Source organism: Buttiauxella massiliensis (genome assembly GCF_902500225.1).
Classification (GTDB): Bacteria; Pseudomonadota; Gammaproteobacteria; order Enterobacterales; family Enterobacteriaceae; genus Buttiauxella; species Buttiauxella massiliensis.
The window spans coordinates 338,060-354,972 of sequence record NZ_LR722652.1; the positions used below are offsets into that span (position 1 = coordinate 338,060).

Below are 16,913 nucleotides of genomic sequence, written 5' to 3' on the forward strand. Positions count from 1 at the left end.
AATTATGACAGAACGCAGTGGAATAATCGCCGCAGGGAACATGTTGGTCGACCATGTGCATCAAATTGTGCAGTGGCCACAGCGCGGTTGGCTTGCGGAAATCGTTCACAGCGAACGCTCGACTGGTGGTGCGCCACTTAACGTTCTGCTCACCCTGGCAAAAATGCACGTTGGCCTGCCGCTTCAGGCGGTGGGTTTAGTCGGTGACGACCATGATGGTGATTACATTATGGCGATGCTCGATCAGTATCATGTGAACCGCCAGCACGTTCATCGCACCACTTTTGCGCCAACGTCGATGTCGCAGGTGATGACTGACCCCAGCGGGCAACGCACGTTTTTCCACTCGCCAGGTGCTAATCGCTTACTCGACTTACCCGCCTTTGACCGCCTTGAATCGTCATTCAAAATCTTCCATCTCGGTTATTTATTGCTGCTTGATAGCCTGGATATGGAAGATGCAGAATACGGTACGCGCAGCGCACGGTTACTCGCGCAGATGGCACAACAGGGCTATGAAACCTCGCTCGATTTAGTCTCCCGCCAGGGCGACCCACGCTATCGACCTATGGTGCTCCCTGCCCTGCGTTGGCTCGATTATCTGGTGATAAACGAACTGGAAGCCGGTGAGTTTAGCGGGCTGGAAATCCGCCGTTCCAATGGCGATCCGCATATCGAAAATATCGCCCAGGCAGCGGCTTTGCTGCTGGATTCGGGCGTTCGGCAACGAGTGGTAATCCACTGTCCGGAAGGTGCCTGGGGTGTTGAACCAGGCATGGAAGGCGTGTGGGTGCCGTCATTCAGATTAACTCAAACGGAAATTATCGGCAGCGTCGGTGCGGGCGATGCTTTCTGTGCCGGAATATTATATGGCTGCCATGAAAAATGGTCGTTGGTCGATAGCCTGAAATTGGCTCACGCGTGTGCACGTGCAAATTTATTATGTGCAAATGCAATTGATGGAGCTAAGCCATTGGTGGAATTACAGAGTTTTATTAATGAATACAAATAGTAAATTAGTTAAATAAATGAAATTCGCCTAACCAGCCAATAGGCTTATACCTCAATACTCTCAACTATGGTTTGAATGGTTGACCGCTTAAACCATACTTCTTGAGATGGTCGTCCACAGGCAAATATCTAGGAAGAAGATTATGAAGGTTTTCTCTATTGCCTTATTTGGCTTCTTACTCGTTTTCAGTTCTGCCCAGGCGGGTATTCAGATCAACAGTACGCGGGTCATCTACCCGGCAGAGAATCCTGAAGTCACACTCGGCATGACAAATAATGCCACCACGCCGCGGTTAATCCAGTCGTGGATAGATGACGGCGATGCCGATGCTTCCCCGGAAACAATATCTGTTCCTTTTATTGTCACTCCTCCCGTTTTTCGCATTAATCCCGGTCAAGGGCAGTCGCTGCGAATTGTCTTCACCGCTGGTAATGTCCCAAAAGATCGCGAATCGGTGTTCTGGCTTAACATATTAGAAATTCAGCCAAAACCAGGTGGAAAGCAAGAAGAGGTGGACAGTTATTTAAAATTTTCCGTGCGCTCCCGCTTAAAGATTTTCTACCGCCCGGTGGGGTTAACCGGCTCATCTGACGGAGCTGCCAGCACCCTGAACTGGCGTTTAATCCAGAATGGACGCGACTTTAGCCTCGAATGTGTAAACCCATCGGCATATAACGTTTCCATCAGCGAAGTTAGATTCAAAAATGAAGCGGAAAATGCTGACAATAAAAATAACGGCATGTGCCCGGCCAAAGGAAGCAAACTGTTCCGTGTTAACAAGCCAGTAGCGTCTGCGGCATCAAAAATCGTGTTTATCACAATTAACGATTTGGGTGGCTTTAAAAAAAATGAAGCTGATTATCGTCGCTGATATTTCATATCTCTACGGTTTTTAATGAGATTAATAAAATGAAAAAGCACTTAAACACGTTAATGATTTTTTTGGGGTTATTTTCATTAAGCTCCATGAGTTGGGCAGGTTGTAGTAGTGGTACTCCTTATAGCTACACAGTGACAAGCCCAAAACAAACCCTCAAGATGCCGCGAGATATAACAACACGAGGCCCAATAGGCTCCGTGATATCTATTGCTGCAGGAGCTGCCGTGAACATAAGCTGCACAGGAGGAGCAACAAGTACCTATCTGAAATTTGGTTCGCCACTGGAGCCTTCAGATATCCCTGACGTTTACAAAACGGATGTGCCCGGAATCGGTATCAAAGTATGGGATGATTTTAGTGGAACCGTCGTAGTAGGTAATGACATTAAGAAATGGTATGCCGTTTCGGCTGGTAATTATAATGGGGGGGCATGGCTTACTAATATAAAAATGCAGTACTACGTCATTGGCCCCATTGAAACAGGAACGGTTTCACTTCCTATTACCGTTGAAGCCTGGGCAAATACAACGTTAAGCACCGTAGGCGGCACCAGATATAATGTATTGAACTGGAATGGCTCTGCTGATATTACAGCATATACCTGTGAAACCCCGAATTTCCCGGTCAATCTCGGCACTCATGATAGAGGTATATTTATACAGAATGCTACCAGTCCAACCAAGTCTTTTGATTTCAAAATTAATAACTGCCCTAGCGGCATTGCCAAAGTGAGTTACTTATTTAAACCTGCACCGGGGGTGAATATTGTCGGTACTGGGAATAACCAATACCTCACCCTGGACAGCAGTTCCACAGCCAAAGGGGTTGGCATTCAGGTAATGTACGAAAATGGCAACAGCGTAACCTTTAACACGAAAACTGCTCTCACTGGCTATAGCACTAGCGGTGGCAGCTACACGATTCCGATGAAAGCGCACTATATACGTACACGAGACGTTGGAGATGTCGAAGTAGGTACAGCGAGCACCACCGTGGAGTTTGAGATGTGGTATGAATAGCCTATGGCGGTGGTTCCCTATTATGTTTGAGTAACAATAATGAACAAGCGGTCTTTTCGGGGGTGTAGCCTCTTACTTCGTTGCTGCTTAAACCAGGTGTATACAAATGTAATCACAACGAGGGCCGCATATATGGCAACTCTGAACATCCGCATCGATGACGATTTAAAAGCGCGTTCTGTTGCACCGCTTACCGATGCAGGTCGCACCGTCCGCGAACGAATGCTCCCCACAGACAAATAGCCTGCTATCGCGGGCTTTTTCATTGGAACATGTAATAACGCGTTATGGTAAATGTCAGGGATTCAGGAGCCGTAAATGATAAAAGCCCTGACTGTAGTAGTCAGGGCTTTTAAGGTACTGCTAACTTAGGATTTAACATTAAGATGCTTCGTGGATTTTACTGCTATTTGGTACTACTTTAAATGCACAAGTTCTTACAGATAATATCGGGTTTCGATCATTCCTCCCTACGTTATCGGTTTAAAACAAGATCAAGGAAAAATTATTTGACCTCGTACATTCCCCATTTCGCGATATATACTTTTGATGCGTGGCTTTACGTCTTTCGCGATATTCAAACTATTGCAGTTTAATGTTTTCGCGAACCCATAACACATGAAAAACAAAGCCTTACATCATCGCGATTTTTACTTACACTTCATGTTTCATTGACGTATTTAATACTCTTAAACCTAACGGCAATATATCTATCACACCGCCGTTAAACTCTAATTTACGTCTTTTTCCTGCTATGTCAACACTGTTTTTTATTACATGTTTATGTAGTCAGTACTTCTGAAACAAGGCGTTGAGAATGAGGGTGTTATCGGGCTGCAGGGACAAAAAAAACTGGGAGGGGCTGAATGGTGCCGAGCGTGAGGGCGCGTAACCAAAAAAGAGGCAACTTGAAGTATGACGAGTCTTAAGCCGCATTATTCTCCGCCTGAATAACATCTGCCGAAAATACATATCCCACACCTCGAATAGTCCGGATTAATGCCGGTTGATGCGGATTCGGCTCTATTTTTTTACGTAGCCGCATAATCAGCACATCAATCGTCCTGTCGAAGACTTCGAGGCTTTCGCTGTGGGTCAATTCCAGCAACCTTTCACGCGACAACACTTTGCGCGAGTTCTGCATCAACGCCAGTAGCAGGCCGTATTCCCCTTGCGTGAGCTCGACCAGTTCGGCCTGCGCATTAAAAAGCTGGCAGCGGCCGGTATCCAGCCGCCAACCGTTGAAATGCAGGCCGCTGGTTTTTGTCGTCACCGTTTCGACTGCCAGCGCGCCGGTACGACGCAGCACCGCTTTGACACGCGCCACCACCACGCGAGGATTAAAAGGCTTCGCGATGTAATCATCGGCCCCCATTTCTAGCCCCACAACAACATCCGATTCACTGCCAAGGCCCGTCAACATCACCACTGGCAAGTCCGGGCGTTGGCGCTGAATGTGCTGCAACACCAGCAGCCCATTAATATCCGGCAAAATCATATCCAGCAGTACCAGCGCAATACCTGGATGTTGAGCAATCGCTGTCAGCGCATCATTCCCGGTGTGGCACACCTTAACGTCAAAGACGTGTTCATTAAGCACATCGCGCAGCACGTCACAAATCGTTGGATCATCATCCACCAGCAAAATTGCAGGCTTCATGGTTTATCTCCGGGGAGGATGCAGGTGTGAATATAAGTGTGAGTGATTGTTGATGGACTGCCGCATAAATCCCAACGGCCCATGCTGAAAATTCAACCAGTGTCACAATCCCTGCCTCTCTCGACACGTCACTTTTGACGATGACCTGTTTTTCGTCAGCATTTTGTTGCTTTTATCACCGTAAGATGGCGGTTATTCCCACTCTTTCTATGTGGCATAGATAATGCATTAAAGCGGGTAGATATGATCAGCTGTGTGAGTGTCACACACCTTTAAGTACCCTAAATAGTTCAGGTAGCAGGAAGGCTGCAACTTGAAGTATGACGGGTGCATTGACTGGAGCAACACTGATGAAAAAAGTCGTCACGGTTTGCCCCTATTGTGCCTCGGGTTGCAAAATCAACCTCGTGGTCGATAACGGCAAAGTCGTCAAGGCGGAAGCAGCTCAGGGTAAAACTAACCAGGGTGATTTATGCCTGAAGGGTTACTACGGCTGGGATTTTATTAACGATACTAAAATCCTCACTCCACGCCTGAAATCTCCGATGATTCGTCGCCAGAAAGGCGGCAAACTCGAAAACGTTTCCTGGGATGAAGCACTGAACTACGTCAGTACTCGTCTGAGTGAAATCAAAGCGAAACACGGCTCCGATGCCATCATGACCACCGGTTCTTCCCGTGGTACAGGCAACGAAACCAATTATGTAATGCAGAAATTTGCGCGCGCCGTTATTGGTACCAATAACGTCGATTGCTGCGCACGCGTTTGACACGGCCCATCGGTTGCAGGTCTGCACCAATCGGTCGGTAACGGCGCAATGAGTAACTCAATCGTTGAGATTGAAGATACCGATTTAGTGTTTGTGTTCGGGTATAACCCGGCAGATTCACACCCTATCGTTGCTAACCGCGTGATTCGCGCGAAGCAAAAAGGGGCACAAATCATTGTTGTCGATCCGCGTAAAATTGAAACCGCGCGCATCGCTGACATGCATTTGCAGTTAAAAAATGGTTCTAACATCGCCCTGCTTAACGCAATTGGGCACGTGATTATCGAAGAAAATCTGTACGACCAGTCATTTGTGGCTTCCCGTACCGAAGGTTTCGACGAGTATCGCAAAATTGTTGCGGGCTACACGCCTGAGTCTGTTGAAGAAATTACCGGTGTTACTGCGGCGGAAATTCGCAGCGCAGCACGCATGTACGCGAAGGCGAAAACTGCCACGATCCTGTGGGGCATGGGTGTAACCCAGTTCTATCAGGGCGTGGAAACTGTTCGCTCGTTGACAAGCCTTGCGCTGATGACAGGCAACCTGGGTAAACCGAACGTGGGTGTTAACCCGGTTCGTGGCCAGAACAACGTTCAGGGTGCCTGTGATATGGGCGCATTGCCGGATACTTATCCTGGCTACCAGTACGTGAAAGACGAAGTCAGCCGCGAGAAATTCGCGAAAGCGTGGGGCGTACCCTCGCTGCCTGCTCACACCGGCTATCGCATCAGCGAACTGCCGCACCGTGTGGCACATGGCGAAGTGTATGCCGCGTACATCATGGGCGAAGATCCACTTCAAACCGATGCGGAGCTTTCGGCGGTTCGTCAGGCGTTTGCCGATATGGAACTGGTGATTGTACAAGACATCTTCATGACCAAAACCGCGGCTGCGGCCGATGTGATTTTGCCATCCACCTCCTGGGGTGAACATGAAGGCGTTTATACCGCCGCTGACCGTGGCTTCCAGCGCTTCTTTAAAGCAGTTGAGCCGAAGTGGGACCTGAAAACGGACTGGCAGATTATCAGTGAAATCGCCACTCGTATGGGTTACCCAATGAGCTACAACAACACCCAGGAAATCTGGGATGAGTTGCGCGGCCTTTGCCCAGATTTCTACGGGGCAACGTACGAGAAAATGGGCGAGCTGGGTTATATCCAGTGGCCTTGCCGCGATGTAGCTGAGTCAGATCAGGGCACCTCGTTCCTCTACGACGGCAAGTTCGACCGTGCAAACGGCCTGGGTGAGTTCTTTACTTGTGACTGGGCGCCGCCAATCGACAAAGTCACCGAAGAGTACCCGATGGTGCTTTCCACGGTGCGTGAAGTGGGCCACTACTCTTGCCGTTCAATGACCGGCAACTGTGCGGCACTGGCAGCCCTTGCGGATGAACCAGGTTATGCGCAAATCCACATCGATGATGCCGCCCGTTTGGGTATCGAAGATGAAGCGTTAATCTGGGTGAATTCACGTAAAGGTCGAGTCATCACACGTGCGAATGTAAGCGAGCGTCCTAACAAAGGTGCCGTTTATATGACTTACCAGTGGTGGATTGGTGCCTGTAACGAGTTGGTGACTGAAAACCTCAGCCCGATTACTAAAACGCCGGAGTATAAATACTGCGCCGTACGTGTCGAGCCTATCGCCGATCAGAAAGCTGCTGAGCAGTATGTGATTGACGAGTACAACAAGCTAAAAGCCAGTTTGCGCGAAAGCGCGGCGGGTTAAATCAGAAAGAGCTGCCGCCCGGCGGCTCTTTTTTTATCTGCCTCACATCTCATTGTTATCACAATAAATAAGCCGTTCATTCCCCTTCTCCATGCAGGATTCATTGATTAAATTTTCAACACTTTAATTAATGCGTGATCTGTCGCCCAAATAATAAACAAAGCTCTCCTTGGCACCCTGCGGTTAACGTTTACGTGACATATTATTAACATCCTAAAAGGAGAAAAAAAGCATGAGCCAAATACATAAACACGCCATTCCCGCCAATATCGCGGACAATTGCCTGATAACCCCGGAGCAGTACCAATCCATGTACCAACACTCGGTACATGACCCCGACGCATTTTGGGGCGAACAAGGTAAGATCCTTGACTGGATCAAGCCCTACCAGAAGGTGAAAAACACCTCTTTCGCACCTGGAAACGTCTCAATCAAATGGTATGAAGACGGCACACTAAACCTGGCCGCCAACTGCCTCGATCGCCACCTGAAAGATCGTGGCGATCAGACTGCGATCATCTGGGAAGGCGATGACGCCACCCAGAGTAAAACTATTACCTACCGTGAACTGCATCGTGAAGTGTGCCGTTTTGCCAATACCCTGGTAGAACTGGGCATCAAGAAAGGCGATGTGGTGGCGATTTATATGCCGATGGTGCCGGAAGCCGCCGTTGCGATGCTGGCCTGCGCGCGCATTGGCGCGGTGCATTCAGTGATTTTTGGTGGTTTCTCACCGGAAGCCGTCGCCGGGCGCATTATCGATTCCAGCTCCAAACTGGTCATTACCGCCGACGAAGGCGTTCGTGCCGGACGCTCCATTCCGCTGAAGAAAAACGTCGATGAGGCGCTGAAAAACCCAAGCGTTAAAACCGTTGAACACGTCGTGGTGCTCAAACGCACCGGCGGCAAAGTCGAATGGCATGAAGGCCGCGACCTGTGGTGGAACGAACTGGTTGAGAAAGCCAGCGCGCACCACCAGCCGGTGGAAGTGAATGCTGAAGATCCGCTGTTTATCCTTTACACCTCCGGTTCAACCGGCAAACCAAAAGGCGTGCTGCACACCACCGGCGGTTACCTGGTTTATGCCGCAACCACCTTTAAATATGTCTTTGATTACCATCAGGGCGACGTTTACTGGTGTACCGCCGATGTGGGTTGGGTCACCGGCCACAGCTATCTGCTGTACGGCCCGCTGGCATGTGGTGCTATCACGCTGATGTTTGAAGGCGTACCAAACTGGCCAGCACCAAATCGCATGGCTCAGGTAGTTGATAAGCATAAAGTGAATATTCTCTACACCGCGCCAACCGCGATTCGGGCGCTGATGGCCGAAGGCGATAAGGCGATTGAAAACACCGACCGTTCGTCGCTGCGCATTTTGGGTTCTGTGGGCGAGCCTATCAACCCAGAAGCGTGGGAATGGTACTGGAAGAAAATCGGTAACGAGAAATGCCCGGTAGTTGATACCTGGTGGCAGACCGAAACCGGTGGCTTCATGATCACCCCACTGCCCGGTGCGACCGAGCTGAAAGCCGGTTCCGCCACACGCCCATTCTTTGGCGTTCAACCAGCCCTGGTGGATAACGAAGGTAACCCGCAACAAGGCGAAACCGAAGGCAACCTGGTGATCACCGATTCATGGCCAGGCCAAGCGCGTACGCTGTTTGGTGACCATGAGCGCTTCGAGCAAACCTATTTCTCGACCTTTAAAAATATGTACTTCAGCGGTGACGGCGCACGCCGCGACGAAGATGGTTACTACTGGATCACCGGACGTGTGGATGACGTGCTTAACGTGTCCGGGCACCGTCTGGGCACAGCAGAAATCGAGTCCGCGCTAGTGTCACATCCGAAAGTGGCCGAAGCGGCAGTCGTCGGTATTCCGCACAATATTAAAGGCCAGGCGATTTACGCATATGTGACGCTAAACCACGGCGTAGAGCCAACGCCTGAGCTGTATACCGAAGTGCGTAATTGGGTACGTAAAGAGATTGGCCCGCTTGCCACGCCGGATATTTTGCACTGGACAGATTCACTACCGAAAACCCGTTCCGGCAAAATTATGCGTCGCATTTTGCGCAAAATTGCCGCCGGCGATACCAGTAACTTTGGTGATACTTCAACGCTTGCCGATCCAGGCGTTGTTGAGAAGTTACTGGAAGAAAAACAATCAATTACCATGCCTTCGTAACATCTCTGCCCCTCTCCTTAAAGAGAGGGGAAAACACAATAAAAAAACCTCAACCTAACCCAAATTCCCAAAGGATTTTGTGTTGCAGGAAGGCGGCAAACGAGCAAATCCCCAGGAGCTTACACCAGTAAGTGACTGGGGTGCGCGAATGCAGCCAACACCCCTGCGGCGCAAAAGACGAAGGGAATTTCTCTGGAGAGATCTGTGATGAGTGATCAACTTTATCAACGGATAGAAGACAGTGCGCATTTCAGGGAGTTAGTCGCTAAACGGCAACGGTTTGCCACCATTTTGTCTCTTATCATGCTCGCAATTTACATCAGCTTTATCTTGCTGATTGCCTTTGCGCCTGGCTGGCTGGGCACACCTTTGCACGCAGGCACCACCGTCACGCGCGGCATTCCTATTGGGGTTGGGGTGATTCTGATTTCCTTCTTCCTGACAGGCGTTTATGTCTGGCGAGCAAACGGCGAATTTGACCGTCTGAATAACGCAGTGCTGCGCGAGGTGAAGGTATCATGAAACGTCTTCTCGGCCTTGCTGCCGCACCGCTGTTAAGCCTGCCAGCCTCTGCATTTGCCGCTGATGCCATTACGGGGGCTGTGCAACGCCAGCCGACTAACTGGCAGGCGATTATCATGTTCGTGATTTTTGTCGCCTTTACGCTGGGTATCACCTATTGGGCGTCAAAACGAACCCGCACGCGTAGCGATTACTACACCGCGGGCGGCAATATCACCGGCTTCCAGAATGGCCTGGCGATTGCGGGCGACTATATGTCCGCCGCGTCGTTCCTCGGTATTTCGGCGCTGGTGTTTACCTCCGGCTACGATGGCCTGATTTACTCACTGGGCTTTTTGGTCGGCTGGCCAATTATCCTGTTCCTGATTGCAGAACGCCTGAGAAACCTCGGCAAATATACCTTTGCTGATGTGGCTTCGTATCGCCTGAAACAAGGGCCAATCCGTATTCTGTCGGCCTGCGGTTCTCTGGTTGTGGTGGCGCTTTACCTGATTGCCCAGATGGTGGGCGCGGGCAAACTTATTCAGTTGCTGTTCGGCCTGAACTACCACGTTGCGGTGGTTCTGGTTGGCGTGTTGATGGTGATGTACGTATTGTTCGGCGGCATGCTGGCGACGACGTGGGTGCAAATCATCAAAGCCGTATTGTTGCTGTTTGGCGCAAGTTTCATGGCCTTTATGGTGATGAAACACGTCGGCTTTAGCTTTAACAACCTGTTCGCCGAAGCGATTGCAGTGCACCCGAAAGGTGTGGCCATTATGAGCCCAGGCGGGCTTGTGAAAGACCCGATATCGGCGCTGTCGCTGGGATTAGGCTTGATGTTTGGTACCGCAGGATTGCCACATATTTTAATGCGCTTCTTCACTGTGAGCGATGCCCGCGAAGCGCGTAAAAGCGTGCTGTACGCTACCGGCTTCATGGGTTATTTCTACATCCTGACCTTTATCATCGGCTTTGGCGCAATCATGTTGGTGGGTGCAAACCCAGCCTTTAAAGATGCTGCTGGCGCATTGATTGGCGGTAACAACATGGCAGCGGTTCACCTGGCTGATGCTGTGGGTGGAAGCTTGTTCTTAGGCTTTATCTCGGCAGTTGCCTTCGCCACCATTCTTGCGGTGGTTGCAGGTTTAACGCTTGCGGGTGCATCTGCGGTTTCGCACGACCTTTACGCCAACGTGTTCCGCAAAGGGGCATCTGAACGTGATGAGCTGAGAGTGTCGAAAATCACCGTTGTGATATTAGGCGTGGTGGCAATCGGGCTGGGGATTTTGTTCGAGAACCAAAACATCGCCTTCATGGTCGGGCTTGCGTTCTCCATTGCGGCGAGCTGTAACTTCCCAATTATTCTGCTCTCCATGTACTGGTCAAAACTGACCACGCGTGGCGCGATGATTGGCGGCTGGCTCGGCCTGCTGACCGCGGTGATCCTGATGGTTCTTGGCCCAACGGTTTGGGTGCAAGTTCTTGGGCACGCAACGGCTATCTTCCCGTATGAATACCCGGCGCTGTTCTCGATTCTGGTCGCGTTTGTGGGTATTTGGGTGTTCTCAGCCACTGATAACAGCCCGGAAGGCAATCTCGAACGTGAGAAATTCCGTGCTCAGTTCATCCGTTCCCAGACCGGGATTGGTATTGAACAAGGCCGTGCACACTAATTAGTTTCAACTCTCCCCGGCTCGTTCGAGTCGGGGATCACATTTTCACCCTTCTGGCATTTTATTCCCTCCCCAGAGCGCTACAGTAGCTCATAAATGAAACATTGTTTTATTTCATAACGGGTGAGGATGGAATGAAAAGATATGCATTAGTAGGAACGGGCGGACGCGCTGGTTTATATATCGAAGCCATCAGCGGTAAATGGAAAGAGAATTCGCAACTGGTGGCATTTTGCGACACCAACCAGACGCGCATGAATTACGCCAATAAGCTGTTGAGTAACTCAGGTGCAGCGCAGGTATCAACCTGGAAAGCGGCGGATTTCGAAACCATGATCCGCGAGACGCGCCCGGATATTATTATCGTCACCACTATGGACCGCACCCATGACGATTACATAGTGCGTGCACTGCATGCCGGTTGCGATGTGATTACCGAAAAACCGATGACGATTGATGAGCAACGCGCTTTGCGCATTCTCGATGCCATCGAAGAAACAGGCCGCCAGGTGCGCGTGGCATTTAATTATCGATACGCACCACATCACAGCAAAATCCGCGAATTGCTGATGGAAGAAACCATCGGTGAGGTGTTCTCAGTGCATTTCGAATGGCTGCTCAACACCGAACATGGCGCAGATTATTTCCGCCGCTGGCACCGCGAAAAACGCAACAGCGGCGGCCTGCTGGTGCATAAATCCACCCACCATTTTGACCTGATGAACTTCTGGCTGGGTAGTTATCCGGAACGGGTTTATGCGGAAGGCGGGCTGCGTTTTTATGGTAAAGAAAATGCAGAAAAACGAGGTATCTCGCAGTTTTATCCACGCACTCATGGCTACAGCGCCGCAAAAGATGACCCGTTTGCGCTGCATATGGAAGAAAATGCGCAGCTTAAAGAGTTGTATCTGGATGCGGAACACGAAGATAACTATTACCGCGACCAGAGTGTTTTCAGCGATGGTATCAACATCGAAGACACGTTATCCGTGCTGGTGAAGTATCAAAACCAGGTGCAGATGACCTATTCCCTTAACGCTTATTTGCCGTGGGAAGGGCTGAATGTAGTGTTCAACGGCAGCCGCGGGCGGCTTGAGATGAAACTGGTTGAAATGTCTTATGTGAATGCCGGTGGCGACCGTGAAAACGAAGGTAGCCTGGAAAGCTGCGATATCACCGTGTTCCCAATGTTTGCAGCACCTTATAAAGCCGACTTCAGTATTGGCGCGGGCGGCCACGGCGGTGGCGACAACGCGATGTTGGCCGATTTGTTTGGCGAGCCGAGTAACGACCCGTTAAAACGCGCCGCCGATCACCGCGCGGGGGCGATGTCGATTTTGACCGGTATTGCCGGGAATATTTCCATGCAGCAACAACGCCCGGTCAATTTTAAAGAGTTCGAGTTGGTTTCACGGCTGAAAAGTAAGTAAGCACTTACCGGGTGGTGAATCCCCCCGGTATTAAAACATCAACCAGCTTACCAACGGCGCGATTAACACCATCACTACGCCGGAGAACATCATCACTAAACTGGCGACCACACCTTCCTGCGGGCCAAGTTCATAGGAACGTGCGGTGCCAGCGCCGTGAGAAGCGGCACCAAAACCCGCGCCTTTTGCCATTCCTTCACGAATGGCGAGGCGCAAAAACAGCACGTCGCCCACTGCCATACCAAACACGCCAGTCACCACCACAAATAACGCTACCAACTCCGGCTGCCCGCCGAGTGGTTTGGCTGCGGCTAAGGCAAAGGGTGTGGTAATCGAACGGACCGCCAGGCTGCGTTGAATTTCATCGGGCAAAGTAAACAAACGCGCCAGCCAAACCGAACTGGTAACCGCAACCACTGTCGCCGTAATAACCCCCGCAGAAAGCGACATCCAGTGGCGTTTGATAACGTTAAGATTGTCATAAACCGGCACTGCAAAGGCGATAGTCGCCGGGCCAAGCAGCCACAATAACCAGTGCGCTTCGCCCATATAATTTTGATAGGAGATATGACCAAAAACTAACATCACCACCAGCAATACCGGCGTTAAAATCAACGGCATCAGAGGCAATTTTCGAAAGCGGCGATAGAGTTTTTTATTGGCAAAATAGAGCCCAAGGGTAATAACCAGGCACAAAAGACTCAGCTGAAAGTTACTCACCACGAGCCTGCCTGCGAGCCATTCGCGCCAGCTCATAACGGTACACTTTATCCACCACCAGGGCGGTGGTGCTCAGCACCAGCAAAGTACTTATGGCGATAACCAGGAAAATGCGCCAGCCATCCACCATCAGTAATTCGGCGTAGTTCACCACCGCAACCACGGCAGGCACAAAGAACAGCAGCATTTCTGCCAGCAACCAACGGGAACCGGCTCGCACCCATTTTAGCGGCACCACGCGGCAGACAATTAGCGCGAGTAAAAGCAGCATTCCGACCAGGTTTGCAGGCAGCGGTAAGTGCCACCAGTCAACCAATTGTTGGGCAAAAATAAATAGCCCTGCATATAGTGCAACTTGTACCGGCACCTGAATGCGGCGAAAAAGAACAGGCGTAAAACCACGTAACGCCAGGGCCATGAGAGTGGCACTCCAGTAAATGTGATGTGGAGATTATAGTTAGCCAACTTCATTGAAAAAAATGAATTAAAATCATCACAGGTATAGTCAACAGGAATAGTTATGGACATCAGGACGCTACGTTATTTTGTAGAAGTGGTTCGCCAGCAAAGTTTTACCCGTGCAGCCCAAAAGATGTTCGTCACCCAGCCGACCATAAGCAAGATGCTGCGTAACCTCGAAGATGAACTCGGCTGCACACTGCTAATTCGTGATGGCCGCAAACTATTACTGACTGATACCGGCGAAGTGGTTTATCAACGAGGATTAGCCATTTTGGCGGAATTTCACCAGTTGGAGGCCGAACTTGGTGATATTAACCATCTCAACAAAGGCGTGTTGCGCCTCGGTATTCCACCGATGGTCGGCACAATGATGGCAGGGCCAATTAGCCTGTATCGCCAGCGCTACCCAGGCGTTGAATTAAAAATTTCTGAATTTGGCGGTTTAACGGTGCAGCAGGCTGTTCTTAATGGCGAGCTTGATTTAGCCATGACCGCATTGCCTTTTGAAGATGAGCACCACACTTTCTGCTCGTTACCTTTGCTGCATAATCCGCTGTGTGTGCTGGTTCCGCGCTCCGGGCAGTGGACAACACGAGAAAGCATCGACCCCATAGAGCTTGCCGGCCATCCTCTGCTTATCTACAACGAAGATTTTGCGTTAAGCCGCCAGTTAATTCAGCTCTTCCAGGAACATGGGTTTACTCCGCGGATTGCGGTACGTAGTGGTCAGTGGGATTTTCTGGCCGCGATGGTGCAGGCCGGTGTAGGGATTGCGATTCTACCGGAGATTATTTGCCAAAAACTGGATAAAAACACGTTGATGTGGCTGCCGTTAAACAGCGATTTAACGTGGCAACTGGCGATGATTTGGCGCGATGGGGTTTATATTTCGCAAAGTGCGCAGGCATGGATTGCCTGCTGTAAGGAGTTTTGGCCGGTAAGTTCATAGCGCCCTCTCCCCAATCCTCTCCCCCAGCAGAGGGAGAGGAATTGTCGATTACTGCTGTTCGACCAACAACGCTTCCAGCAAATCCAAATCATGTAGCAGCTTCATCAACGTCTCGTTGCTGATTTTCTGCGTGGCACGTAAATGGTAAAGCTCAGCACGCTCGGAGCGTAGTGCGGCCAGGCGGAATCGGCGCTCAAGGTTCTCTTCAAGCTCACTACTTTCTACATCGTTACGCCCGTCAGCCCGGCGGCGTAAGTTCCCGATAACCCGCGAACTGACCTCTTTTAACAGCTGGTCATCGATGTTCTCATTGACGTCAGATTGCAGGCGCTCTTCCATTTTCTGAATGGCGACAATCGCCACTTCAGCCGTTGCCGCACGCGCGGTACGCTCTTCCTGCCGCGCCACTGATTTGTCAGGGACTTCCACATTACGCAATAAAATCGGCAGCATGATGACCCCGGTAAAGAGCGAGAACAGAATCACGCCGGTGGCAAGGAAGATAAGCTCATAACGCGCCGGGAAAGGCGTTCCATCACCTAACAGCAACGGAATGGACAACACACCGGCAAGGGTAATGGCCCCGCGCACGCCAGCAAACGATGCAATACACAGCTCGCGCATGGTGTAAGAGCCGAACTCCAGCGGGCGCTTTTTCATAAAGCGTAAACTGATGCGTTTCATCGCCCACAGCCATAAGAAACGCACGCCAATCAGGGCGAAATAGATAAGCCCGACGTCGACAAACAGCATCCATAATTCGACGTTCGGATCAGCGTTTGCCGCCGCAATCGACGTTTTCATGATGCTGGGTAATTGCAGGCCTAACAGCAAGAACACCATGCCGTTAAACACAAATTCGAGCATCGCCCAGACGCTGTTTGCACGCAGGCGCATTGCCAGTGGCGCGCTGCGTAATACGCCAGAACGGGTGATCGTCATACCCGCAGCAACGGCTGCAAGGATGCCGGACACGCCGATATGCTCGGCAATCAGGTAAGAAGCAAATGGCAACAGCAGAAGTAGCAGGATTTGCGTGGCGGGCTCGTCACCGCTCCAGCGGCTCATCAGACGCAGCGATTTGCCGTACAACCAGCTGACTGCAATTCCCGCCAACAGCCCGCCTATCGCCACTTTGAAGAACTCGAGCGTGGCGCCGCCGACGGTAAACACCATGGTGCCCACCGCCACTGCGACTGCCATTTTCAGCGATACCAGGCCAGAGGCGTCGTTCATCAACGCTTCGCCCTGCAAAATCCCCATGATTTTCTTTGGAATGCGCCCTTCTCCGACAATACCGGAAAGCGCCACGGCGTCGGTCGGCGAGAGGACTGCTGCCAGTGCAAAAGCCGGAAGCAGCGGAATGCCCGGCACGAGGAAGTAAATCAGGAAGCCAATGCCGACCACGGTGACCAGCACCAGAACCAGCGCAAGGCCGATGATTTCCCGCCCGTGGTTGAGAAATTCGTGCGTCGGCGTTTTCCAGCCATCAGCAAACAGCAGCGGCGGAATAAACAGTACCAGGAAGAGTTCCGGGTTGAAGTCGACATGCAAACCAAAGTGCGGCCAGGCGAGCACAGCGCCTATCGCGATTTGCATTAACGGAAGCGGGATCTGGAACGGCAGCATGCGTGTAGCCACCCCAGAAAGAGAAACCACAAGGGTCATGATGAGAATGGTAAAGAAGATTTCCATACTGTCCTTAGTCGAGGTGTTTTGTGAAACCCTTTTTGCAGGATGTTGTGTTACCCAATAGTAAAACAACTTTTTACCCCCGTCATACTTCAAGTTGCAGATGCGTTGACTGCATCCGCGCGCCCCAGTCACATAGTTATCTATGCTCCTGGGGACTTGCGGTCTTGTCGCCTTACCGCAACTCGAATTATTTAGGGGTTCACCGGAAGGAAACAGGAAA

The 16,913-nt window shown here is 50.8% G+C and carries 13 protein-coding genes; 9 read left to right on the plus strand and 4 right to left on the minus strand.

Annotated features, from left to right (window positions below; genetic code table 11):
* Nucleotides 1–4 precede the first annotated feature (4 nt).
* From GC128_RS10215 to GC128_RS10225, 3 genes are all read left to right on the plus strand, one after another.
* A complete protein-coding gene (locus GC128_RS10215; RefSeq protein WP_151994198.1) occupies nt 5–1,012 on the plus strand; it encodes a carbohydrate kinase family protein in 1,008 nt (335 codons plus the stop codon).
* 142 nt (nt 1,013–1,154) lie between these two features.
* The gene (locus GC128_RS10220; RefSeq protein ID WP_151994199.1) at nt 1,155–1,883 is read left to right on the plus strand and encodes a fimbrial biogenesis chaperone; all 729 of its coding nucleotides are present in this window, start codon (nt 1,155–1,157) and stop codon (nt 1,881–1,883) included.
* Nucleotides 1,884–1,921: 38 nt separating this feature from the next.
* Complete coding sequence (locus GC128_RS10225) at nt 1,922–2,911, plus strand: fimbrial protein (protein ID WP_151994200.1); 990 nt, start codon at nt 1,922–1,924, stop codon at nt 2,909–2,911.
* 925 nt (nt 2,912–3,836) lie between these two features.
* Here GC128_RS10225 and GC128_RS10230 read toward each other — a convergent pair.
* Nucleotides 3,837–4,571, minus strand: a complete 735-nt coding sequence (locus GC128_RS10230) for a response regulator transcription factor (protein ID WP_151994201.1) — start codon at nt 4,569–4,571, stop codon at nt 3,837–3,839.
* 350 nt (nt 4,572–4,921) lie between these two features.
* Between GC128_RS10230 and fdhF the strand changes: the two genes are divergently transcribed.
* The 5 genes from fdhF (at nt 4,922) to GC128_RS10255 (ending at nt 12,867) form a co-directional block, all read left to right on the plus strand.
* On the plus strand, nt 4,922–7,069 hold the full coding sequence (gene fdhF, locus GC128_RS10235) for a formate dehydrogenase subunit alpha (RefSeq protein ID WP_151994202.1): 2,148 nt from the start codon (nt 4,922–4,924) through the stop codon (nt 7,067–7,069).
* 232 nt (nt 7,070–7,301) lie between these two features.
* The gene (acs, locus tag GC128_RS10240; RefSeq protein WP_151994203.1) at nt 7,302–9,260 is read left to right on the plus strand and encodes an acetate--CoA ligase; all 1,959 of its coding nucleotides are present in this window, start codon (nt 7,302–7,304) and stop codon (nt 9,258–9,260) included.
* A 207-nt stretch (nt 9,261–9,467) separates the two neighbouring features.
* Nucleotides 9,468–9,782 carry a DUF485 domain-containing protein gene (locus GC128_RS10245; RefSeq protein ID WP_151994204.1) on the plus strand — a complete coding sequence of 105 codons (315 nt, stop codon included), beginning with the start codon at nt 9,468–9,470 and terminating at the stop codon, nt 9,780–9,782.
* Nucleotides 9,779–11,437 (plus strand): cation/acetate symporter ActP, encoded by a 1,659-nt coding sequence (actP, locus tag GC128_RS10250; RefSeq protein WP_151994205.1) that lies wholly within the window; start codon nt 9,779–9,781, stop codon nt 11,435–11,437. The genes GC128_RS10245 and actP overlap by 4 nt, the downstream gene beginning before the upstream one ends.
* A gap of 134 nt (nt 11,438–11,571) precedes the next feature.
* Nucleotides 11,572–12,867 carry a Gfo/Idh/MocA family protein gene (locus GC128_RS10255; protein ID WP_151994206.1) on the plus strand — a complete coding sequence of 432 codons (1,296 nt, stop codon included), beginning with the start codon at nt 11,572–11,574 and terminating at the stop codon, nt 12,865–12,867.
* A 30-nt stretch (nt 12,868–12,897) separates the two neighbouring features.
* On the opposite strand, the gene GC128_RS10260 is transcribed toward GC128_RS10255, so the two are convergent.
* Together GC128_RS10260 and GC128_RS10265 are read right to left on the minus strand one after the other, a co-directional pair.
* Nucleotides 12,898–13,587, minus strand: a complete 690-nt coding sequence (locus GC128_RS10260; protein WP_151994207.1) for an LrgB family protein — start codon at nt 13,585–13,587, stop codon at nt 12,898–12,900.
* Nucleotides 13,580–14,005, minus strand: coding sequence for a CidA/LrgA family protein (locus GC128_RS10265; RefSeq protein WP_151994208.1), 426 nt, complete (start codon nt 14,003–14,005; stop codon nt 13,580–13,582). Before GC128_RS10265 ends, GC128_RS10260 begins: the two co-directional genes overlap by 8 nt.
* A 102-nt stretch (nt 14,006–14,107) precedes the next feature.
* On the opposite strand from GC128_RS10265, the gene GC128_RS10270 reads away from it, so the two are divergent.
* The gene (locus GC128_RS10270; protein WP_151994209.1) at nt 14,108–14,998 is read left to right on the plus strand and encodes a LysR family transcriptional regulator; all 891 of its coding nucleotides are present in this window, start codon (nt 14,108–14,110) and stop codon (nt 14,996–14,998) included.
* Between the two features lie 48 nt (nt 14,999–15,046).
* Here the strand turns inward: GC128_RS10270 and GC128_RS10275 are convergent, their stop codons facing one another.
* Nucleotides 15,047–16,693, minus strand: coding sequence for a Na+/H+ antiporter (locus GC128_RS10275; protein WP_151994210.1), 1,647 nt, complete (start codon nt 16,691–16,693; stop codon nt 15,047–15,049).
* Nucleotides 16,694–16,913: the final 220 nt, after the last annotated feature.